Here is a 20,758-nt window from a genome sequence, read left to right on the forward strand (position 1 = left end):
GGATGGGGGTGGCGTCGATGGGTCGGCGTTCGATGCCACAGGACACGCATTCCAGACCGCGGGTGCGGGCGGCACCGGCTTTGTCGTAGTCGAGGGCGTAGCCGTCGGGGACGAGGTCTCGGGCGTCGTCGCGGCGGTAGCTGCGTCCGGCCACTGGGTTTGTGGGGCGGTCATCGACATCGTCGGCGCGCTCGCGACCCGGTCGGCGTTGGTTCGGGTCGCCGGTGAGTCGGCGTACTTCGTCGGCGTCGGGGCGAGCACCAGGCTGGTCGTCGACTCCGGCGCGGGTGTCCTGATATTCCTGTTCGGCTCGTCGTGCGCGGACTATCGGGTCGGGCAGAGGGTCGCTGATGAGCGTGCGGTCGAGGCGGGCCGTGTGATCTCGCGGGGCTGGACGGCTGTGGTCGAATGAAGATCGCCGAGGTGCTGTGTCGGGTTGGTAGACGTGGGGATCGGTGTCGGGTGTGCAGGCGTCGATGAGTACGCGGTGTTGCGGGTAACGTTCACCGGCCCAGCGCAGTCGCGCGCGGGCGACGGGGAATGCGTTGCGGTAGAGGGTGTCGGCGACTTCGGTGATGACCCAGCGTTGGTCTTCGGTGGCGTGGTGGTCGAATTCGCGGAATCGTCGCACCGCGGCATTGATGTCGCCGGTCCGGAACAGTTCGGCGATCGTCTCGATCGTCTCGGTGTGACTGCTCTCGGGCGCGCGGACAGGTTCGGGGTCGAGCGGCGGTGGTTCGTCGAAAGTGGTTTCGGTGGGCTGTTGCATGTGTGGTTCGTTTCGGGGTGTGGTGGGCTGGTTGTCGGTGGTGGCGGTGTGGTGCAGGAGTGCGTCGATGCGCCAGGCCAGTGCGGCGGCGATCTGGTCGGGACGTAGCCCGGTGTTCTCGTCGGGGGTGGCGGCGGCGAGCAGTTCGTTCGCGGTGGTGAGTAGTTGCAGTGGCGTCCATGTCGTGCCGGTGGCGCGGTCGATGGCGGCGACCAGACGCGGCCAGGCCGGGTCGTTGACGACGCGGTCGGTGACGTCTTGACCGAGCACGGTGTGCAGGTCGGTGATCCAGTCCGGTCGCAGGTTCAGGTCGCCGTCGAGCGCGGAGGGTTCGAGTTCCAGGCGTGACCAGAGCGCGGCGGCGGGCATTTCGTCGGGCAACGGCCGCACTGCGGCGGCGTCGGCGAGGCGGTGAGCGATGTCGATTCCGGCGCGGGCGGCGAGGTCGATGCGGGCGGCGAGGACCGTCCAATACGGATCGGCCAGGATCCGGGGCTCGATACTGCCGATGAGGTCGGCCCACTGGTGGAGCGGGCGTGTGATGTCGCCGAGCGCTGCTTCGACGCGGGTGTCGAGGAACTGTTGGTGTCGGTGTTCGAGGACGGCGTACCGGTTCGGTCCGGTGGGCCGCAGGTCGGTGTCGTCGATGTGCAGGCTGGCACGCCACACCGCCACCTCCGCGAGCACGTCGCCCTTCGTGCCGAGTAGCGGGCGTGCCCACACGGGCGCGGTCACGGGTGTCCATGTCTGTGTGTCGCGGCGAATTTGCGCGGCCAGGTCGGCGACGATCCGCGCGCGGGCCGCGACCTGAGTGGCATCGGAGTCGAGACCGGCCGGGATGCCGTGCGTCCAGAGCAGTGGCCCGGTTCCGGCCGAGTGCGCCCCGGTGGGGTCGAGTCGCCAGGTCAGGACGGCGGCGGGATCGGCGGCGGTGTCGAGTTCGTGCATGGCGGCGGCGGTGTGTAGTTCGTGTACCGGGTCGCGGCCGGAGGCGGCGAGGACGGCGAGGTGTTGGCGCAGGACCGGGTAGGCGGGACTGTCGGTCAGGTTCGGGCGCAGTGCTTCGGCGGCGGCATCCAGGCGGGCCAGACCGTGCGTGCCGAGCGCGTTCTCTGCGGCGAGGCCGAGGGAATCGAGGTAGATATCGAGTGCGCGTCCCAGCCGCCCATGCGGATTCAACACCTCCCGCAACTGCGTGTGCGCCGATTTCTGGGCACCGTCGCGCGCCAGGATCGCCACGATAGTTTCGACGGCGGTGCGTGGATACACCGCCGGTTCGGTCCAGAACGAGCCCTCTTCACCGCTCAACGCGGTCGGAATGTAGGCGTCGTTGGTGTGCACACCGCGGGTCATCGCGACATACAACTGCTGCCTGGTTTCGCCCCCGGTGAGCGCGACATGACACGAATCGGCGGTGATTCCTTGCGCGGAATCGATCGTCGCCGCGTACCCGAACCGCACATGTTGCGCGACATAGTCGGCAGGAAGACGCACACTCGCGCGCGTTTTTCCGTGCAGGTTCGCGGTGATACTGCCGTCGGAATGCACGGTCTCGACGGTCCAGACGTAGCCGTTGCGTACCCAATCGGCGTCACCCAATCGCAGTCGCGGGTTGTTGCGGCGGGTACGGATCGTGTCACCGACACTCGCGGTCAGGCCGTCGGCGAGCAGCACTTCGGCACCGACAACCCCACCCTCACGCGCGAGGCGGTCGGTGCGGGCGCGTTCGTTCAACGCGGTGACGACCTCGTGGTTGGCGGCCAACATGATGGTGTCGCGATCGGCGAGGTGATCGACGGCCCATGCGGTGTAGGTGTCGTCGTGGGTGGCGCCGACGTGTCCGGCGTGGATTCGTTGGTTGTCCAGATACCAGCCCAGCGCTGCCGGATCGCCCTCGCGCAGGCTCAAGCTGGCTGAGGCTTCGGCGGTGGAGGCGAACCGCACGACGTGGGTGAGCGTGAGAGTGTGCTCGGGTGCGGCGGTGTGCATGTCGGTGTCCGCGCCGCCGGCCTCGATGCTGGGGAGTTGGTGATCGTCGCCGATGCACCGGATGGTCGCGCCACGGTCGGTCAGAAATTGCAGCAGGCGCAGGCGTTTGAGGGTGCCGAGTTTGACGTGTTCGTCGACGATCACCAACGTGTCAGCGTCGATGTCGAGCACCCACTGCGGCAACGACGCGGGGAGATCCCGCTCCGGTGCGGGATTGTTCGCGCTCGGTGTGTGCCGGGTGAGGACGTCGAGGAGTTTGTCGACGGTCTCACACCGGGCACCGATCGACTCACCGAGCACCGCCGCGGCCGAGGCGGTCGGCGCCAATCCCAGCACCGCACCGCCGCTGGAATTCCAGGCCGTGGTCAGCACCGCCATCGCGGTCGTCTTGCCCGAACCCGCCGGGGCGTTGGCGGTATGCACCCGCAAACCGGAGGTGGCGAACCCTTCGATCACCCCGGCCTGACCGGCATTCAACGGCCGATCCGGATTCGCGGCGTTGTAGTCACGCACAGCCGCGCTGACCATGTCCCGGTCCAATTGCCGGGCGCCGGCCTGCACCGACAGCTCGATCAGCGCCTTCTCCGCCGCCAACACCTCGACCGAGGTGTAGATCTGCGAACCCGCGTGACGATAGACGCTGGCACCGTCACCGCGCGCCAACGCGCCGGGAACCCTCGCCAGGTCGGGCTGCGCGGCGATATCGGGGTCACCGCGCGGGATCGAACGCGACGGTGCGAGAGCGTCGGCGAGCACGGCCTCGGCGACCTGTTCCCAGTCCCTGCCGTGGATCTTGCCACGGACCTGGCGTTCGATCTCGGCACGAACATTGGCTGCCCGCCACGTCGAGCGGTGTTCGGCCACGACCTCGAGGACCTGGTCAGCGGTGCGCGCGATCCACTCACCCGTCGCTGTCACTCGTGGTGCGCGCAGTGGATTCAACGCGGTCGAGACCACCCGAGCGAGGGCTTCTCGGTCACCGAGGAGCGCGATCGCTTCGGCCCGCCAGGTGCGGCGTTGTTGGGCGAAGGATCGCAGTCCGTGTTTGGTGGGGCGGGTTTCGAGGGTGGCTTGCTGGGCCAGGTCACGCACTTCGCTGGGGATGGGTTCGCGACCGTGGCGGTATTGGAAGGTGGCGGACAGTTCCTCGACGCGGGTGCGGATCGCGGTTTCGCGTCGCGACCACGCCTCGATCAACTGGATCGGGATGCCGACGATCTCACGGATCGGGCGTTTGTTCGGGTCGGTGCCCGGTCGTGGCGCGAACTCGACACCGATGGTGTCCTCGAGGTGGTGCTCGAGGCGGGTGTTGTAGATCTCGCTCACGGTCACTACCACGTGGTGCAGGGTGGCGCTGTCCAGAGTGCGCCACAGCCCGTCGATGGTGCGGACACGGTTGGCGATCAACACGTGAGTGTGCAGGTCCGGGTCACCGGCACGGCTATCGCGGTGGGTGAAACTCGCGGCGACGATGCCCTCCACATCGACCTGGCGGACACCGTTTCGGCCCAGGCGAGTGAAGATCCCCTTGCGCTGCAACCACCCCAACGCATCCCCGATCGCCGCGTGGTGGGCGGCCTCGATCTTCTCCGAGATACCGCGCGGGGCCAGCGCCCACAGCGCCGACACCGACTTCACCGGTGAGAACGTGATGTCGAAACCCGCGACCGCGGTTGTCGGTGGGCGTGAGTTCTTGGCGATCCATCCCGACAGTTCGCGCTCATCCAGGGGTGGCCGCTGGTAGGCGTCGGTGAACATATCGAACGCGACATACGACCGGATCTGCGCCCGCACCTCATCAGCAATGCGATCGTTTCGCGGTTTCCCGTGCGCGATATTGTGTGTCTCGTATGCCTGCGCGCACTGTTTTCGGTAGTCGGAATCGGGAGTGTAAACGCGAAATGGATTGCCCAAACGTGACGCTTTATCGGCCGCTTTGTGCGCCGCTCTCGGTGTATCACCGGCCGCCAAGCGTGCGTCGTAGATGCTGTCTTCGATCTGTTCGCCGTTGGGATGTCGACCCATTCCGAACAGCGATTTCATCTGTGACTCGGTCACTTCCGTACCGGCGCCGATGCCGAGGGAGGCCAAACCGGCACCGTGCCACGCACCCGGAGACTCGCCGTGCGCGGAATAATAATCGGACAGCGAGGATCGACCGCGGGAGTCGTTATCTCCAGCGGCGACATTTCGCAGGTAATATTGGTATCCATTGCCTGCGACGACTTTATGGATCGTCGCGGTCATAAATCCATCGAGCACGAAAATGCTCGAAAAGTCGAGAGGGTCGAGTTATAGATTTAGTGGTTGATCAAGCAACTTTCCAGGATGTGACCGGATCGTTACCGAAACCACCCTCGTAGATGCCCCTCGATGCCAGAGGTGTGCTTGAGAAAAAGGATGTGGATGAAGGGGTGAAGGGTGTGGATGAGTACATGAGTGTAGTTGGCGGGTGGTGGGTGCGGGTGTGTATGGCGGGAGAGAGAGTGGGAAGCGGCGTGTGGGTGTTGAGTGAGTGCGAGGCGATGGGGTAGATGGGAACCGGAGCGGTGGATTCGGTTCCTACGGTGATGGCGGCTCTCGGATGCCCGGATGGTCCGGCGGTTGCGGTTCGCCCGTGCTACCGGGTCCGGATCGCCGCGAGTGGGTGGAGGTCGGGGTCGAGGCTCAGGGTGGCGAGGGTGTGGCCGTGACAGGGTTTGGGTGCGCACCAGCAGCCCAGTACGCGGGCGGCTAGTTCGCCGCGACGCAGGCGGTCCAGGAGTGCCGGTCGGTCGGTGAGGTGTCGGGCGTGCGCGCGCAGGACGTCGTCGCGGTTGCCGTCGCGGCCGAGGATGAACGGGTTGCCCCAACTGCTGGTGCGGTCGACGGGCACGAACAGTTGGTGGCGGCGTGCCCACTCGATCAGGTGTGCGTGTCCGGCAGCGGTGCGCATGGATACCACGACCGGTCGTCCGGTGGCGAGGGTCTGGTGTAGTTCGGTGATCGTGAGGCGCGCGGGATCGGTGGGCGGCGCGAGGTCGGTCATGGCGCGTGGTCCTTCCGGTCGGAGTTGGTGGGATCGCGGACGTTGTTGCTCGGTGCGGTCTCGCGGGTTCCGGTCAGTGGGGTGGTGTGGGCACGCGTGTCCATCCGCGGGACCCGCAGGCGTAGTGGCGGTCGTCGAGTGCGACGAGGTCACCGACCGACAGCGACCGCAATCCGGTCACGCCCAGGAGTCCCTCGGCGTACCAGGTGTCGGTGTGGATCTGGTCGTCGTCGTGTTCGGGGTGGTCGTTGAACGTGGCGAAGACGCGTTCTAGCAGAACCTCGTCGCCGTCGGCGGCCGGGTCGGCGTGGAGCTGGTAGGTGTAGGCCAGCGTGACGGGCGCGTCGGGCCGGTACCCGGTCAGCAGGGCGGTCGGGTCGGTGTTGAGGTAGACCCGCACCTGGACTCCGGTCGGGCGGCGGCGGGATGCACGGGTGCGCTCGTGTAGCGCTGCGAGGGCGCGGCGCGCTCGGTTCGGGAGTCGATGCACGGTGGTGCTCCTGTCGTATCAGGTGGTGGTGGACCGGTCCGCCGCAGGGATCGACACCGCGGCGGACCGGAGAACACGGGAGGGAGAGTCGAGCAGGGAAAGGTCAGGCCACCGCTGCGCCGCGGCGAGTGGCGGGGACGAGGCCGAGGTCGATGCGGCAGTCGGTGCAGTAGTTGTCGGCGTGCACGACACCGTTTCGGGCGCAGGCGTCGCAGCGTCCGATGCGCTGCCCGGCACCGAGCGCGGAACCGCCCCGGCGCGGCCGACTCGCGGCGGCGGTGCGGGGTGCGCGTTCGGGCTGGCCCAGGTTCATCGCCATCCAGCGGGTGATCAGCCGCCAAGTCGGTCCGGAGTTCGCCGCCGCCGCGCGCACCCGATCCAGCAACGCGCGCACCTGTTCGGGGTGGGCGGCGGCGATGTGGGCGCAGCGGGATTCGACGAAGCTCCGCATCCCGAACCCGGCAGGCAGTGCGGGGATGGTGGGGTGGCCGTCGGCGCGGCAGACATCGCAGAGCCCGTCGTCGCTGACCACGATCCCGTGGCGGGTGTGGAAGGGGCGGCGGTCGGCGGCGGGCCGGTCGATCCAGCAGCCCACGCACGGCCATCCGAGATACGGGGTCATCGCGGCGAGGTCGTAGTCGAGTCCGGAGCCCTGCCAGGTGGATTCACGGATGTCGAGTTCGCTGTAGGGCAGATACTCGTCGCGGTCGCTGGGGACCGCGAGCCCGGTGCGCCGTGCGGCGAAGCGGGACTGGTCGGCGGTGGTGATGCGCGGCGGGAACTGCGGCCGGGTGCGGCGGGCACGCGCGCCGCGCGCCCGCGCGGAGGGTTCGGGCTCGATGTCGTGTCCGCGCAGAAACTCCCGGGCCGCGTCCTCGAGACCGGCGTACCGGCGCGCGGGTGTGATGTGGCGCTCGGGGAGTTCGGGGGCGAGCAGGTGCCGGTCGTTTTCGGTGTAGCACTCGGCGACGTGCAGGAAGTAGGAGCGGTCCCACAGCTCGGCTTGCACGTGCGCCCACACCTGCCCGGCCTTCTTCCGCGGTTCGGGTACCGGCGGGGTGCGGTCGTCGTCGACGGCGGTGTCGATGGCGTACAACCGCTGTGCGGCGTATCCCGCGTATTCGTGCTGGGGGCGTTCGGCGACCGCGAGGTCACGCGCGCGGTGGCGCAGGCTCACCGTCCCGGTGGTGGGGGCGGGGATGCGGGCACGGCGCGCGGCGATCTTGTCGGGCTGGTAGCGGGCGGCGTCGGTGGCCGCGCTGGGGGTCGCGGTGTAGCGGTCGCGGTTTCGTCGGTCGTGGATGGAGCGGCGCACCCATTCGGCCGCCTCGATCGAGGTCTCGGAGGGCTGGGGGAGTTCGGGCCGGTAAAGGCCGGGATCACCGTCGGCGGTGTGGTCGATGATCATGGCGCGCAGCTCGGGTCGGCTCTTGGCCATCCAGCCGAGCTGGCGGGCCGCGGTCTTCCAGGGGGAGCGCTCCATGCGCGCGGCGGCGTGCTCGAGCAGTTCGCGCTCGGCCGGGGAAGCCAGTGCCAGCACGTCGGTGAAACGCTCTCGTGCGCGGTCGGGATCGGTGTCGAGCAGGTATTCGATCTCCCCGAGCGCGGCGGTGAAGGGAGTGAGGGTCTCGACATCGGTGACGGTCTCGGTGAGGGTGTCGGTAACGGGTGCGTTCAACGTTGCGGTCATCACTGGGTCCTGTTCTGTCGGAGAAACAGCTCGGCCCCGTGCCGGACGCACACACGACGTGTACGTAACCCCGGCACGGGGCTGGGCGGCTGGTCGTCTGACCCGCCTGAGTGCGATCGACCAGGGTGGGAGCCCGACACGGCGCAGGGAACGCGCCGGAAGGACGACGCCGAATTCGCTGCGCACGACCACCCTGCCGTCGGAGACGAGATGAGCGGCGCGCTGGGCGAATTCGGTGACGGCCGGGCGCGGGCCCGTAGCCGTGGCGGGCTCACGCGCTGGTAGCACTCAGACAGGCGGGGCAGACGTCCAGACGGTCAGCCCTCACCAACCGCAACCCTCTGATCGCTGACGCGACCGGCACCGGGGCGCTGGTCGCCTTCTAGCCCGGGTGCGGGGTGGTCAGAACGGTGCGGTGTGTGCGTCGAGTGCGGTGATCAGCGCGTGGCGTTGCGCGAGGAGTTGGTCGAGGATGTGACGGACGGCGTCGGCCCGGGTGGCGTCGAGGTCGGGATGTGTGAAGGTCTCGGCGACGTCCACACTCCCGCTGGCCAGCCGCAGCTGTTCGCTCACCTCGACGGTCAGCAGCAGGTGTGCGTCGTCGACGCGCCACAGCACGATCTCGCCGAGATCGCACGCAGCTGCCCACCCAGGGAGTAGATCGCTGCGTGCAGGACGTCTTCGATGTCCTCGATCGTCCGGATCGAGATCGGTTCGAGGCGCAGGACACCGAGCGAGAGCAGCCGCTCGAGGTCGGCCTCGGTGATGGTGTCGGGCACGGTGACTTCCTTCGGAATCGGTGTCAGGTGTGCCGGTCGTCGGGGCGCTCCAGGCGCATCCACGCCTGTTGCCAGGCGGCGGTGAAACCGGTGGTGCTCTCGGCGGCGCTGACGGATTCGTCGTGGGACCAGGCGGCGTCGTAGATGGCGACGGTCCAACTGTCGATCTCGTCGCGCCGCTCGGCCAGTCCGGCGTCGATGCTGGTGATCAGGACGTAGAGGGTGCCGGTCGGGTCGATGACCGGCCCGGCCTCGGCCTCGATCGCCACGAACGCGAACATCGGGATCCCGCCGGTGTCCACAACGCGGGGATTGCCGCCGATCCCGGTCAGGAACTCGACCTCGGGAACGTGGGCGGCCAGCAGCGGAGCCGCGATGTGTTCGGGCGCGGGAGCATTGGGGGAGTCGATGGGCATCTCGCTCTCCTGTCTGTCGCCGGGATGGGCGTGATGGAGGCTCGCCCCGGTTGCGCGCGTGCTCTGAACCCGAGGTGGTCCTGCGAGGGCTCGCGGTGTAGACGTGGCGGCCTCGTGCGACGGGCTGTCGGTTGTGCCGCCGGAAGCGGTCAGGGCCGGGCGGAAGACTCGAGCGGGTCCACCGATTCGATGAACCGCAGCGGCACCAGCACCGGGGCGAGCCCGAGGTCGGTGTGGACGGCAGTGTGGTGGTGACCGACCGCCAGTACACGGCCTCGGTGGCTGTGCCCGTCGCGGGTGGTGATCGTGGTCGCGGTGCGGGTGTCGCGCAGCCGGTGCAATTCGACTCTGATCAGCGCGCACCGGCCGTATCCCGCGCCGTCGGCTGCGGGTTCGGCTGGTTCGGTGTCGGTGATGACGCTCAGGCGCACGGCGATGACTTCGCGCAGGCGGCGGATCCCGTCCCACGGGCTGGCCTGCTCGGCGAGGGCGTCGAGTCGGTCGAGCAGGTGGCGCAGGAACCGGATCTGGATCGTGGCCGTCTCCCGGGGGTCGTCGGCGCTCACTGCATACCCCGCTCAGGCGACCAGCCGGTCGCGCGAACCGATCCTGGTCCCCTCTCCCAGGACGGTGGCGTCGACTGGGCGGCGGGCCGGTCGGCGGCGGGCCCGTGCCGCGATCGCGGCGTCGGTGGTGCGCCTGGCGTCGGTGGCCAGGCTCGGTTCGGCGTGCAGGCGCAGGTCGTAGCAGTCCTCGCGGACCGGGCGGTGCACCCAATCGGCCACCTCGACCTCGATCGGGACCTCGATCACCTCGACGCCGGTGGCGGGGTGCGCCGGACGGTCGAGTGGATCGATGCCGTCGGTGCCGAGGCGGGCCGCGGCGAGAGCGAGGACTCTGGACAGGGCGGCAGTCTGTGAGTGGGCGTGACCGCGGTGCAGCAGTCCCAGCCAGGCCCAGTCCTGCGGTGCCAGATCGCCCAGCGTCGCGGCGAGTGCGGCCCGTGCCCGCGCGGGCGCGTGCTCGGCGAGCGCGAGCAACTCCGTCGCCGCCGCTGCCGACGCGGTGAGCGGGAGAGGTTCGGTGAGGGCGGGCTGGTTCATCATGGTCTCCTGGTCCGGGCGTGATGGCGACGGATCGCCGTTCGGGGTACGCCACCGATATCGAGGTGGCGGGGTGAGGTTCAGGGCTGTTCTTCGCGTATCTGCGACTCGCGGCAGGTTCGTTCCCAGGTACGTAGGAGGCGATCACCGGGGCGCATGGCCGCGACCGCTTCGTCGCGGTCGCTGCACTCGCACCAGAGCTGCCCTTCCGGGCCGAGCACGCTGTACCAGCGCGGCTCCCAGTCGCCCTGGAGGCGGGCGTAGGTCGAGTTCGTCTCGGAATCGTTCACGCGGTACTCGGCCTTTCGACAGTCGATCGGCACCCACGGTCCGGGCGCTCCGGACCGGGAAGTCCGCGATGGTGCGGTCAGCGCCGCCGGGGGAGCGGCGCGCGGACCGCGATCAGACCGCACGGGCAGATGGCGGCACCCGCGCGAACTGCCCGGGTGCCGCCATGCCCTGCGGCGCGGCCGTCGGCGCGATCGGGCCGAAGGTGCTACCGCGGGTGGGCGTTTCTAGAACGGGGGCTTCTCGCTGCCGCCGAATCCGTTTCCGAACCCGCCACCGAATGCGCTGCCGGTGGCGGCCCAGGGGTCGTCGTCACCGGCGCGGCTTCCGGTGGCCGCCCCGACGAGATCGCGGGAGCGGTCACTGCTACCGTTGTTCGCGCTACCGCGGCTGGTCTTCTGCTTGTTGACCTTCGCGGTGGCGTAGCGCAGCGACGGGCCGACCTCGTCGACCTCGAGTTCCACGACGGTGCGTTTCTCACCGTCGCGGGTCTCATAAGTGCGCTGCTTCAAACGTCCACTCACGATCACACGCGCGCCCCGGGTCAGCGATTCGGCGACGTTCTCCGCGGCCTCGCGCCAGATGCTGCACCGCAGGAACAGCGCCTCGGCGTCCTTCCACTCGTTGGCGTTGCGATCGAAGAATCGCGGGGTGGACGCGACGGTGAAATTCGCGACCGCGACACCCGCGGGGGTGAACTTGAGCTCTGGATCGGAAGTCAGGTTCCCGATCACGGTGAGGACGGTATCTCCGGCCATAGTGGTTCTCCTCGAGAGTCGATGATCAACAGGGACAGACGAATTCACGCGGTCCGCAGACCACGTCCGCAGCACCCCGCCCCTCGCGGACGCACTCGCGAGGCAGTGGCGCGTGGCTAGTAGGCGAGCGGGTGGCGGGGTTCGGGTTCGGCGGTCTCGCCGAGCGCGGTGAGGACCTCGGTGAGCGAGTGCACGGGGCGGGCGTGGCCCTCGCCGATCAGTAGGTCGCAGCCCCGCGCGGCTGCACCGAAGTCGGCGGGCACGGCCAGCACCGGCCGATGCAGCCGCCGCGCCCACCGCACTGTCGCGAGGGTGCCCGAACGTACTCCGGCCTCGGTGATCACCAGTTGCCGCGACATGGCCGCGACCAGGCGATTACGCGCGAGCAGCCGCGGAGGTTCCACGCCGTCTCGGGGCGGGTATTCGGAGATGATCGCGCCGGTTTCGGCGACGGCGTCGAACACCTCGAGGTGCGCGGTGGGGTAGACGCGGTCGATCCCGGCCGCGGATACGAGCGTGGTCGCCACACCCTGGGCCAGGGCCGCCCGGTGCGCGATCACGTCCACGCCGTAGGCGCCGCCGCTCACGATGTGCACACCGCGTTCGACGAGCTCACCCGCGATCTGACCGGTGATGGCGGCACCGCGCGGGGAGACCGCCCGGGCACCGACGACACCGACGCGGGTCAGCACCGACACCGGGTCGATGCTGCCGCGCACCCACACCGCGACCGGTGCGTCGAGATAGCGGCTGTCACGGGAGTCCAGATCATCGAATCCCAGACCGGCCCAGGCCGGTTCGTCGGGGGTGAGCAGCCACGCCCCGGCGCGCTCGGCGCGGTCGAGGTCGCAGGCGGCCAGCTCGGCGATCGAGGCCCCCGATCCGGGTTCGGCCACCAGCGCCCCGATCCGGTCGGCGGCGTCCTCGATATCGGGTGCGACGGCACGGGTGGCCAGGACCACGCGAGGATAGGCGGCCGGGGTGAGGGCGGCGCGGGCCAGGACCGCCCAGGCCCGTAGCCGCGTATCGGAGACCGGGGCGATCGTGTGCATGGCAGTACTCCTCGAAAGTCGTGGTGGCTGAGCCGTTGTGCCCAGCGGCGCGGGTGACCCGCGACATGCCCGTGCACCGGCTTCGGGTGGGTCGGGGCCTTATGCGGGTGGCAGGGTGAGTCCGGTGAGCGTGTGCAGGGCTTCGTGCCAGTCGGCGAATCGGGCGTGCAGGTGTTCGTCGGTGATCCGGTGCCCGTGGTCGCCTCCGGCATAGGCCCATCCGTCGGTGTCGTGGGTGACCGCGGCCAGACACACGTCGTGGTCCCACAGTCGGACCTCGGTTGCGGGAGTGTCACTGCCGGGGTGGGCGGTGAGGTCGGCATCGCCGCGGCAGAACTGGAGGCGCAGGTCCGTATCGGATGCGGAGATGGCGTGGATGGATGACGATGAGATCGGTGCAGTGATCGAGGGATTCGGTGTGGAATCGAGCATGCGGGTCCTCCGGGCTCCGGTGGTCGAGGGACAGCGGCGAATGGGACGACTGCTACGGATCGGCGGACCGGCTGGACTCGCTGCCTGTGTCGTATTCCGCGTCGCCCGGTTCTCAGGAGGGGCCGGTGTCACGGAGTTCGATGTAGGCGGCGTTCGGCTCGACGGTGATGACCAGCCAGGCGGCGTCGTTGTCGGTATCGGCGCGGCGCAGGAGGTCGATGAACGGTGTCGCGTCCTCGCCCAGGGGCGCGGTCAGCGGGAGGTATTCGACGAAGTCGTCGCCCAGCGGTGGGCCGTGGTGCCAGTGGGTGCCGTGACCGTTGCCGTGGGCGTAGACGACATGCATCTTGCTGTCGGGGTGATCGGCATCGGTTCGGGGTTGGCCGGGCAGCCCGCTGCTGAGCAGATAGATCCCGTCGTCCTTGACCCAGAGCAGCGACGGCGCCCCCGGACCGGATTCGGCGTAGGGATCGGTGCGGTGCTCAGGGGAGGCCATGGCGTGCTCGGCGAGTTCGAGCACGTCAGCGCGGCGAAACCACAAGTGGGCCGTAGTCATTGCGGTGAGGTGTCCTTTCCTGTGGTGGCCGCTGGTGCGGCGGATTGCTGGACCCGCATCGCCAGAGGTTCGCGCGGCTGCGCGTGGCCGGTGTAAGCGGTGCGAGCAGAGCAGGGTCCAGGCCGCGGTAGTAGTCGCTGCCCTCGATTTCGTGGCGGTGGCGCAGTTCGACCCGCACCTGCCCGGAGTCGGTGTCGATGTCGGTGGTGCGGGTGTAGCGGTAGAGCAGTTGGTGGGCGGTGGTCTCACCGCTGGTGTCGGCGATCGCCGCGGTCAACACCATGTCCCAGTTGGTGATGGTCCCGGCCGCGACCGTGTCGGCGGCCGTGGTGCGGTGGTGGTGCAGTAGCCGGTGTCCCTCGGACAGGTGCTCGCGCAGATAGGTCACCGCGAACGTGTCGATGTCGGTGTCGGCGGGCACGGTGACGGTGACCGTGCGCGGCCCGGTGAGCCGGTAGCGGACGGGGAGTCGGTCCTCGGGATCGAGGCCGTCGAGCCAGTGTGTGCGGTCGCGGCCCATCACGTATTCACCGCCGGGCGGGTCGTCGAAGGCGTCGATCAACTCCGCACGGGCTGCCGGGCTGAGTGGTTCGGTCAGGGTGGCGTCGCGGAACTCGCGCCAGTCGTCCCAGTCCCAGCCGCGACCGGCATCGATCACCACCGACAGACAGTCCACCGCGACGCCGTCGATAGACACCGACACCTCGGTTTGCGAGGACGGGTCACGGACTACCACGACCTCAACATTCGGATCCGACATGAGTCTTCTCCTTCCAGTGCTGGCGGCGGGTTATCGCCGCAGGTAGCGGGGACGGCTACAGGAGTAGCGCAGGCCGTTGGCGATGGTTCGATCGGCTTCGCCGGTGGTGAACCCTTCGACCCCGACGTGCACGGCTGCGGCGTCGGACAGGACGGTGTGGGCGTGGTGTTCGGTGATCTCGTCGGCGGCCACGAGCCGTCCGAGTACGAGCGCGGACCGGAACAGGGTGTGGTTGCGCATCCGCACCCGGGCGGTGGTGACCCGGTGGGCTTCCCCGGCGAGGATGGCCGCGAGGTAGGCGTCGGGATGGGTCGCGGTCGCGGGCACTCGCCACGCGGGCGGCGGTGGCGGTGGGGTGAGCGCGCCGACGAGCTCGGCGGGGAGATCGGCCACCGGATGGTCGGCGATGACGGTGTAGTCGCCGTGGCGGGTGCGCGATCCTGGGGCCAGGACGTAGCCGCCGTGGCTTCGGGTGTCGATCCCGTCGGCGAGACGCCCGACCGTGCACGACAGCCGCGGTGTCTCGGGAGCCTGGTAGTAGAGGTGCCAGCCGTGTGGGGTGGCCACCGTCCACGTCACCGGCACCGGCACGCTGATCCGGGTGGCGAGCCGGGTCAGCGCGTCGGCGAACCCCGCTACAGGCGGGCTCATGTGGCGGGGGTCGAGGTCGATCACGCACAACCCGGCCGTCCCGGTCGCGATCGCGATATTTCTGGCCGGGTCCTGGTCCCACCACCGGTGGATGCGGGCCGGGTCGGTGCTGGCGTGGTCGGGCCAGCGTGTGAACACCGGCGGTTTCTTCGCTCCGGGCCGGACCGGGAAGACCGGCCACCCGCGCGCGGCCAGGTCGAGGGCGAACCCCCGCAGGTCCACGACCTCGCTCCGGGCCGTCGTGGTGGTCACCATCGCGAACCCTGATGGCGGGCGGTGCGGAAGATCCACACCGCGGTGGCGTGCAGATCGCGCACCAGGGCGCGGACCTGTTCGAGGGTGGCCTGCTGGGCAGGGTCGGCGGGCAGGCGGGGGTAGTCGAGGTGGTCGGCGCGCAGCACCGGATGCCACGACAGGCTCATCTGGTCGAACACGCGCACAGTCGCGCGGAAACCGCCGTCGTTCTCGACGGTGACGGTGAGGTCGGCGGGCTGTCCGTCGATCAGGCACAGGCTGCGGGCGCGGTAGCCGGTGTCGACGCGGGCCAGGGTCTCGATGGCGGGTTCGTCGGGGGTGCGCACAACTGACTCCTTCGAAGAATGCCGCGAAGGCGGGAATCGGCCCGGTGCGCCCGAAACGGGTCGGGGCGCACCGCGGCCGGGTGTGGCGGTGTGTTCAGGCCGCTTCGGGCAGGTCCTGCTCGTCGAGATCGACCACGGCATCGGTGTCGGTGTCGGTGTCGGTGTTGGTGGGGTTGTCGATGTCGATGTCGATGGCTTTGACCTCGCCGAGGGCGGCGAGTTCGACGTGGACGAGGCAGTAGCCGAGTTCGCGCAGGAATTCCAGGTAGCGGCGCACCGCGGGTTCGGTGTAGCGCCACAGGTCCTTGTCGGCGCGGTGTTCGTAGCCACCCAGCACCAAAGCCAGCGCGATGACCTGGGCGCGGGCGGGTTTGGTGGTGTCGAGGGTGGCAGCCAGGTCGTGGCGAGACTGGTAGCCGGTGAGACCGAGCAGTTTTCGCGCGGAGTCGAAGGCGTTGTACTCGCTGATCAGCCCCGGGTCGGCCAGCATCGACCGGGTCAGGAACAACGCCGCCTGCGTCGGCGGGGTCTTGCGCGCCAGCAGCCGGGTCACGAACTCGATCCGGGTCTCCTTGGCGGCGAGTCCGAGCTTGTTGAGTTCCCGCACGCGCCGCCGCGCGGCCCGCTCGATCTCGGCCGCCTGCGCCGCGGCTTGGGCGGCGGCGTCGGCGGCGGCGCGCCGATCCGCGGCGGCCTGCTCGGCGTCGACTTGGCCGAAACGGCTACCACCCGCGCCGGGCTCCTGACCCTCGTCGGCGTCCGCGCCATCACCGAGAACGGTGTCGGTATCGGTCCGGTCGTCGGTGTCGAGTTTGGTGGCGGTGTCGATGCGTTCAGCCAGCCCGACGGTGTCGAGGTGCTCGCGGGCCAGGAAGTACTCGGGATGTATCTGGTCGCGCTGTTCGACCTCGCGGGCGTGACGCAAGCCCTCGGCGGGCTCGGTGTCGGGCTTGTCGCGAGTGTTCCAGTCCACGGTATCGGGGTCGACGATGTGGCCGCTGTCGATCTCGACCCATACCTGGTCCTGGTCGAGGTCGAGCCACACCAGCCACGGCGCCGGGTTGGCGGCGATGTGCGCGAATTCGATCGCGTTGCCGTCGGCGTCGACGATCTCGCCCGCGCACACCAACTCGTTGTCGCTGTCGTAGAGGTCGGGGTAGTCGGTGAGGACCCCGAGCCCGGCCTGGGCATAGGGCAGGGCGTGGGCGAGGTAGGCGCGCTGTTCGACGCGGTCGGCGGCGATCCGGTTGGCCTCGAACTGGAATACGCTACTGCGCACGTTGAGCAACCGGCGCACGGCGTCGGTGTCGCCGACGTTCTCGTATTCGGCGATCACCGCGGCATGGGCCAGGTCGTACTGGCCGTCTTCGTCGATGAGCCCGCGCGCGGTCGCCGAGGCTCCGATCTTGCCGACGAGTTTGGCGTCCTCGCGTCGGGTCTGCAACGCTTTGGCGACCCGGGTGACCGAGGCGCCGAGCTCGAGGGCCAGGGTGACCCCGGCGGCGCGGTCGCCGTTGGTGAGCGCGATGCGGCGGTCGTTGACGGTGATCTGTTCGAAGATGCGCGCGATCTCGGCTTCGTTCGCGTCTACAGCAGGGTCGTAGTCGCGGATGTAGACGGGGACCTCGGTGATGTCGTACGCGAGGGCGGTCAGGGTGCGGACCTGACCGTCGCGCACCACGAGGCGGCCGTCGGGCATGCGGATCACCAGGATCGGGTTCAGCACGCCGTGTTCGCGGATGGAGTCGGTGACCTCGGGATGGTCCTCGAGCCGGAAGGACTTGCGCACGTTCTCATCGATCTCGAGATCGACGGGATTGACGGTCGGCCCCGTGCACAACTCGTCGAGTCCACCGCGTTCGGCGGCGGGATCGGGCTCGCTGAGGTCGGAGCCGTCGTGGTCGATGTCAGGCCCGGCGGCGACCGGATCGGCGACCGGGTCGAGGGCGGTGGCCGGTTCGCCGGTGTCGGTGTCGGTGTCGGTGGTGGGCGTGTCGGTGTCGGTGGGCATCGAGATGTGCTCCTATCGTGAAAGAGGCAGGGACCCGCCAGCTTTGGACTGACTGGTCCCTGCCTCGGGGATGCGATATTTCGATGGATGGGTGATGTGGGGGGAGCGGCTATTTGCTCTGCTTGCGCGGTTGTGGGGGATCGCCGTCGATGACGATGTCGAGGTCGGCGCGGGCGATGGCGATCTCGCTGTCGATGCCACCGTGTTTGATGTGCACGTCCTGGTAGCAGGCACGGCACACGACCCCGGAGATCGAATTGCTGCTGCCCTTGCCGCTGGCGAAACAGCACGAAGTCAGCACCATCGTGTGCTCGGCGCCGAACCTGATGACGACGCAGCCTTCGGCGTCGAGACCGAGGATGTCGTCGAGCGCGTCGAACCCCGCGGGCAGTCGCAGTTTCTGTTTCGTCTTCTTCGTCATGGGAGTGGTCGTCCTTCCTCGGGATGGGAGGGGTCGGCCGGAGGCAGTAGGCGGGCGCGTCCGGCCGGATGGGGAACGGGCGCGGTTCGCCGCTACTTCTTGGTGCGGGTGGCGACGTTGATCGGGCACAGGTACCTCGCCCCGTGCGGGGCTTCGGGGTCGCTGTAGCTCCAGTGCTTGGTCTTCCAGTCCGGGAACTCCTGACGCCAGCGGGCCACGGTCTCGGCAGCGAGCGCGGTCGCCGCACCGGCGGCACCGAAATGGACGGCGGTGTCGAATTCGGCGCGGGTCAGGGTGGTGGTCTCGGCCATGGGGACAACTCCTTCGAGAGGCGGGGACAGGGAAACGGGGATGTCGAGCAGCAGGGTGATCCCCGGTTGCGGTCAGACCAGGGTCATCGCGGTCAAGGCGAGGTCGTCGAGGTCGTCGGCGCGGCCGGGGTCGGGGATGGTTTGGGAGTAGCTGGTGACCGCGTTGGCGATCCCGGCCGCGGTGAGCTGGCCACCCGCGATGAAGTGCGACAGAATGCCCGAGCGTTCGTCCTCGGTGAACCCGAGCTTCTTGCTCATGACCTCGAGAGTGCGTTCGGGCTGGGTGACCGGGGTCCCGGCGTGGCGCTCCAACTCGGCCACGCGGGCGGCCAAGAACTGCGGTGACATCCACTCGGTGACCTTGTCTCGGGTCTCGGCGGTGATGACCGCGAGCCGTTTGCGTTGGGTGTCTTGGGACCAGGCGCGGGTGCCGCCGATCTCGAGGCGGTCCCCGACGTGGCGTTTGGTGAACGCGAACAACGGCAGCGTCAAGCCGTTGCCGCAGATCTGCACCATCAACTCCGGTTTCAACGTGACTGCGTGGTGGCCGATCTCGGAGTTGGAGAACCGCAAACCTGCGAACACCACCGGCTCCGCACCGGGCCGGTAACCGCGGCCCTCGCGGGCAGCCAGACGACGGCCGGTGTCGATCTGCCCGGCGACCCGGCGGCGTTCGGCCTCGAGTTCGGGGTTGGCGAACGGGGTCCGATAGTTCTCCAGGAACGTCGGCGCGAGCGCGCGGATCTTCGGCGAGTACACCTTGCAGTGCATGGAGGATTCCGACAGGTCACACGAACGCACCGTGACCTCGGTGTCGGCGAGGCGGATACCGTCGAGGACCGCGGTGAGTACGTCGAGGTTGTCGATGATCCCGTACCGGTCCGAGAGCACCGCCCGCAACATGCCCGGCTGATCCGGATCACCGGAGGTGAACAACCGCAGCAGGAACGAGCGCTCGTCAGGCTCGCCGGGCAGGCGCGGATCGGTCGGGCCGTGGAGCATGCCGTTGACGTTGGCGTCGTAGAGATCGGTGCGTTGGATCTCCCGCAAGGATTTCAGGTATCCGGCGGGGATCTTCAACTTCGACCCCAGATGCGAATCCGCCGCACCCGTCGGCAGGTACAGGCCGTCGACCGGGGTGACACCACGGTCATCGAGTACCGGCTCGACCCCGGCCAGCTCGATCAGCCCGTCGCTGGCCCGCAACGCGGAGGCGGGGGCCAGGACGTCGAGTTTAGCGGCCTGCTGGTCGTTGAGCAGGGCGACGAGGTCGCCCAGTTCGGCGTGACGCACAGTCGAAGCGATCGACATGAGAGTGTGTTCCCTTCTCGGACAGTCGGATACGACACGTGACACCGAAGATTGGTGGGTGTCGCGTGTGCAAGGTTGTGAGCGCCGGGGACGGGTCGGGTCGGTTCGGGACTCGTGGGCGTGCTCAGGCGGCCGGGTCGAGCTCGTCCTCGTCGGCCGCGCCGGTGTGGGTGAGGTTGTCGATGTGTCGGATGAGTTCTTCGACGGCGTCGAGCTGGTCGCCCGACAGCGCGGGGATCGCCACGACCGCGGTGGTACGAAAGCCACCCCCGTCGACTCCGGCGCAGTCCACGCGTCCGGCTTCGGCGTCGGGAGCGGTGTCGAAGGCGTGGAGGTAGTACTCGGTGCTCGTGCCGCCCCGCTGGATGTAGGCGAACGACTTGTGCGCTGCCGCGGCGCCCTCGAGCCATACCGACAAGCGCCTGATCGGGTGGAGGATGTGATGGGCGCGGGCCTGCATGTCGCATTCGGCGTAGTCGCGTTCTTCGCCGATCTCCGCATACGCCAGCACAGCGCGCAGGTCGGACAGCACCGCGGGAGTGAGAGCGAGGTCGGTGTCGGTCATCGTCGGATCTCCTCGGCGCTGCGATGCGGTAGGCGCTGGTGGCGCGGTGGTCAGTTCTGTTGGCGCAGGGCCTGCACGAGTGCCCAGGAGGCGTCGGCTTCGGCGCGCGCGGCGGCCAGTTGTCGGTAGCCGCGCTGTTGGACCACATCGATCTCGGCGAGAGCGTTGGCCGCGTCCTGGCGGCGCGCGTCGGCGCAGTAGTGACGGTGTCGTGCGGCGCGTTCGTCGGTGAGGAACTCGGCGGTGATCTCGATGACCGTGTCGGACACCAGCTCCCGCAGATCCGGATCGACGGTGCCCAGCGGGTGGCCCAGATCCAGGTGCAGGCGTCCGGGCTCACCCAGACACATTGCTGCCGCGGCTCCGCGTCCGGGTTCGCCGGGGACGAACCGTGCCCGCACCCGCGGGTTGGCCAACGCTTCACCGTGTGAGTGCAGGCCGAGGAACCGCACGATCACCATCGACCGGCGTTCGAGGGTCCCATCGACCAAGACCGAGTGTTCGTCCATGTCGGTGAACACGGTCCCGGTCAGGGGTGCGTCGTCGGTGGAGAACAGGGTGTAGGAGGCCCCGTAATCGGTGGTGTTGGTATTGGTGCTGAGGCTGAAACCTGGTGTGGGCATGACGAATCCGAACTCCTGTCCAAACGGTGAGGTAGAAGGGGGCGGGGTGGGTTCAGCTGGCGCGGGCGGGCCGATCCCACGGCGCCGCGAGCGCGCCCGAAGCGTTGGTTCGGGTGCGGCGGCGACGGGCGAGGGCGGTGTCGGCGAACTCGGTGAGCACGATCTCGGTGCGGG

At 68.9% G+C, this 20,758-nt stretch carries 23 protein-coding genes; all 23 read right to left on the minus strand.

Annotated elements, in window-relative coordinates; all coding sequences use genetic code 11:
* The coding region (mobF, locus tag JZ792_RS36205) for a MobF family relaxase (RefSeq protein WP_216917410.1) at positions 1 to 5,005 on the minus strand (5,005 nt) is incomplete at its 3' end.
* Positions 5,006 to 5,378: 373 nt separating this feature from the next.
* A complete protein-coding gene (locus tag JZ792_RS36210) occupies positions 5,379 to 5,786 on the minus strand; it encodes a DUF4326 domain-containing protein (RefSeq protein WP_216917411.1) in 408 nt (135 codons plus the stop codon).
* 73 nt (positions 5,787 to 5,859) lie between these two features.
* The gene (locus JZ792_RS36215) at positions 5,860 to 6,276 is read right to left on the minus strand and encodes a hypothetical protein (RefSeq protein WP_216917412.1); all 417 of its coding nucleotides are present in this window, start codon (positions 6,274 to 6,276) and stop codon (positions 5,860 to 5,862) included.
* A gap of 103 nt (positions 6,277 to 6,379) precedes the next feature.
* Positions 6,380 to 7,966, minus strand: coding sequence for a hypothetical protein (locus JZ792_RS36220; protein WP_216917413.1), 1,587 nt, complete (start codon positions 7,964 to 7,966; stop codon positions 6,380 to 6,382).
* A gap of 402 nt (positions 7,967 to 8,368) precedes the next feature.
* Positions 8,369 to 8,584: a hypothetical protein gene (locus JZ792_RS36225; protein ID WP_216917414.1), complete on the minus strand. Its 216-nt coding sequence runs from the start codon at positions 8,582 to 8,584 to the stop codon at positions 8,369 to 8,371.
* Entirely contained in the window at positions 8,548 to 8,745 is a 198-nt protein-coding gene (locus tag JZ792_RS36230; protein WP_216917415.1) for a hypothetical protein, read from the minus strand. The genes JZ792_RS36225 and JZ792_RS36230 overlap by 37 nt, the downstream gene beginning before the upstream one ends.
* 23 nt (positions 8,746 to 8,768) lie before the next feature.
* Entirely contained in the window at positions 8,769 to 9,161 is a 393-nt protein-coding gene (locus JZ792_RS36235; protein ID WP_216917416.1) for a hypothetical protein, read from the minus strand.
* A gap of 149 nt (positions 9,162 to 9,310) precedes the next feature.
* On the minus strand, positions 9,311 to 9,727 hold the full coding sequence (locus JZ792_RS36240) for a hypothetical protein (RefSeq protein ID WP_216917417.1): 417 nt from the start codon (positions 9,725 to 9,727) through the stop codon (positions 9,311 to 9,313).
* 12 nt (positions 9,728 to 9,739) lie between these two features.
* Positions 9,740 to 10,264: a hypothetical protein gene (locus JZ792_RS36245; protein WP_216917418.1), complete on the minus strand. Its 525-nt coding sequence runs from the start codon at positions 10,262 to 10,264 to the stop codon at positions 9,740 to 9,742.
* Positions 10,265 to 10,344: 80 nt separating this feature from the next.
* Positions 10,345 to 10,554 carry a hypothetical protein gene (locus tag JZ792_RS36250; RefSeq protein WP_216917419.1) on the minus strand — a complete coding sequence of 70 codons (210 nt, stop codon included), beginning with the start codon at positions 10,552 to 10,554 and terminating at the stop codon, positions 10,345 to 10,347.
* 225 nt (positions 10,555 to 10,779) lie between these two features.
* Positions 10,780 to 11,310 carry a single-stranded DNA-binding protein gene (locus tag JZ792_RS36255; protein WP_216917420.1) on the minus strand — a complete coding sequence of 177 codons (531 nt, stop codon included), beginning with the start codon at positions 11,308 to 11,310 and terminating at the stop codon, positions 10,780 to 10,782.
* A gap of 116 nt (positions 11,311 to 11,426) precedes the next feature.
* Entirely contained in the window at positions 11,427 to 12,362 is a 936-nt protein-coding gene (locus tag JZ792_RS36260) for a DNA-processing protein DprA (RefSeq protein WP_216917421.1), read from the minus strand.
* Positions 12,363 to 12,461: 99 nt separating this feature from the next.
* A complete protein-coding gene (locus tag JZ792_RS36265; RefSeq protein WP_216917422.1) occupies positions 12,462 to 12,794 on the minus strand; it encodes a hypothetical protein in 333 nt (110 codons plus the stop codon).
* Positions 12,795 to 12,906: 112 nt separating this feature from the next.
* Complete coding sequence (locus JZ792_RS36270) at positions 12,907 to 13,350, minus strand: hypothetical protein (RefSeq protein ID WP_216917423.1); 444 nt, start codon at positions 13,348 to 13,350, stop codon at positions 12,907 to 12,909.
* The gene (locus tag JZ792_RS36275) at positions 13,316 to 14,110 is read right to left on the minus strand and encodes a hypothetical protein (protein ID WP_216917424.1); all 795 of its coding nucleotides are present in this window, start codon (positions 14,108 to 14,110) and stop codon (positions 13,316 to 13,318) included. The genes JZ792_RS36270 and JZ792_RS36275 overlap by 35 nt, the downstream gene beginning before the upstream one ends.
* Positions 14,111 to 14,140: 30 nt before the next feature.
* Positions 14,141 to 15,013 (minus strand): bifunctional DNA primase/polymerase, encoded by an 873-nt coding sequence (locus JZ792_RS36280; RefSeq protein WP_216917425.1) that lies wholly within the window; start codon positions 15,011 to 15,013, stop codon positions 14,141 to 14,143.
* Positions 15,010 to 15,342, minus strand: coding sequence for a hypothetical protein (locus JZ792_RS36285; protein WP_216917426.1), 333 nt, complete (start codon positions 15,340 to 15,342; stop codon positions 15,010 to 15,012). The genes JZ792_RS36280 and JZ792_RS36285 overlap by 4 nt, the downstream gene beginning before the upstream one ends.
* Positions 15,343 to 15,436: 94 nt before the next feature.
* Positions 15,437 to 17,353 carry a ParB/RepB/Spo0J family partition protein gene (locus JZ792_RS36290; protein ID WP_216917427.1) on the minus strand — a complete coding sequence of 639 codons (1,917 nt, stop codon included), beginning with the start codon at positions 17,351 to 17,353 and terminating at the stop codon, positions 15,437 to 15,439.
* A gap of 109 nt (positions 17,354 to 17,462) precedes the next feature.
* Positions 17,463 to 17,774: a hypothetical protein gene (locus JZ792_RS36295; RefSeq protein WP_216917428.1), complete on the minus strand. Its 312-nt coding sequence runs from the start codon at positions 17,772 to 17,774 to the stop codon at positions 17,463 to 17,465.
* Positions 17,775 to 17,866: 92 nt separating this feature from the next.
* Positions 17,867 to 18,085 (minus strand): hypothetical protein, encoded by a 219-nt coding sequence (locus tag JZ792_RS36300; protein ID WP_216917429.1) that lies wholly within the window; start codon positions 18,083 to 18,085, stop codon positions 17,867 to 17,869.
* Between the two features lie 72 nt (positions 18,086 to 18,157).
* Positions 18,158 to 19,396 (minus strand): hypothetical protein, encoded by a 1,239-nt coding sequence (locus JZ792_RS36305; protein ID WP_216917430.1) that lies wholly within the window; start codon positions 19,394 to 19,396, stop codon positions 18,158 to 18,160.
* A 124-nt stretch (positions 19,397 to 19,520) separates the two neighbouring features.
* A complete protein-coding gene (locus tag JZ792_RS36310; RefSeq protein WP_216917431.1) occupies positions 19,521 to 19,961 on the minus strand; it encodes a hypothetical protein in 441 nt (146 codons plus the stop codon).
* A gap of 50 nt (positions 19,962 to 20,011) precedes the next feature.
* Positions 20,012 to 20,584: a hypothetical protein gene (locus JZ792_RS36315; RefSeq protein WP_216917432.1), complete on the minus strand. Its 573-nt coding sequence runs from the start codon at positions 20,582 to 20,584 to the stop codon at positions 20,012 to 20,014.
* Between the last annotated feature and the right edge of the window lie 174 nt (positions 20,585 to 20,758).

The organism is Nocardia noduli, from assembly GCF_019038455.1.
Taxonomy (GTDB): domain Bacteria; phylum Actinomycetota; class Actinomycetes; order Mycobacteriales; family Mycobacteriaceae; genus Nocardia; species Nocardia noduli.

Excerpts from the sequence above, each read along its gene's own strand:
- JZ792_RS36265 (WP_216917422.1), bottom strand. The coding sequence starts at position 12,794 with ATGCTCGATTCCACACCGAATCCCTCGATCACTGCACCGATCTCATCG.
- JZ792_RS36260 (WP_216917421.1), bottom strand. The coding sequence starts at position 12,362 with ATGCACACGATCGCCCCGGTCTCCGATACGCGGCTACGGGCCTGGGCG.
- JZ792_RS36290 (WP_216917427.1), bottom strand. The coding sequence starts at position 17,353 with ATGCCCACCGACACCGACACGCCCACCACCGACACCGACACCGACACC.
- JZ792_RS36305 (WP_216917430.1), bottom strand. The coding sequence starts at position 19,396 with ATGTCGATCGCTTCGACTGTGCGTCACGCCGAACTGGGCGACCTCGTC.
- JZ792_RS36270 (WP_216917423.1), bottom strand. The coding sequence starts at position 13,350 with ATGACTACGGCCCACTTGTGGTTTCGCCGCGCTGACGTGCTCGAACTC.
- JZ792_RS36255 (WP_216917420.1), bottom strand. The coding sequence starts at position 11,310 with ATGGCCGGAGATACCGTCCTCACCGTGATCGGGAACCTGACTTCCGAT.
- JZ792_RS36235 (WP_216917416.1), bottom strand. The coding sequence starts at position 9,161 with ATGCCCATCGACTCCCCCAATGCTCCCGCGCCCGAACACATCGCGGCT.
- JZ792_RS36245 (WP_216917418.1), bottom strand. The coding sequence starts at position 10,264 with ATGAACCAGCCCGCCCTCACCGAACCTCTCCCGCTCACCGCGTCGGCA.
- JZ792_RS36315 (WP_216917432.1), bottom strand. The coding sequence starts at position 20,584 with ATGCCCACACCAGGTTTCAGCCTCAGCACCAATACCAACACCACCGAT.
- JZ792_RS36310 (WP_216917431.1), bottom strand. The coding sequence starts at position 19,961 with ATGACCGACACCGACCTCGCTCTCACTCCCGCGGTGCTGTCCGACCTG.
- JZ792_RS36220 (WP_216917413.1), bottom strand. The coding sequence starts at position 7,966 with ATGACCGCAACGTTGAACGCACCCGTTACCGACACCCTCACCGAGACC.
- JZ792_RS36210 (WP_216917411.1), bottom strand. The coding sequence starts at position 5,786 with ATGACCGACCTCGCGCCGCCCACCGATCCCGCGCGCCTCACGATCACC.
- JZ792_RS36300 (WP_216917429.1), bottom strand. The coding sequence starts at position 18,085 with ATGGCCGAGACCACCACCCTGACCCGCGCCGAATTCGACACCGCCGTC.
- JZ792_RS36295 (WP_216917428.1), bottom strand. The coding sequence starts at position 17,774 with ATGACGAAGAAGACGAAACAGAAACTGCGACTGCCCGCGGGGTTCGAC.
- JZ792_RS36275 (WP_216917424.1), bottom strand. The coding sequence starts at position 14,110 with ATGTCGGATCCGAATGTTGAGGTCGTGGTAGTCCGTGACCCGTCCTCG.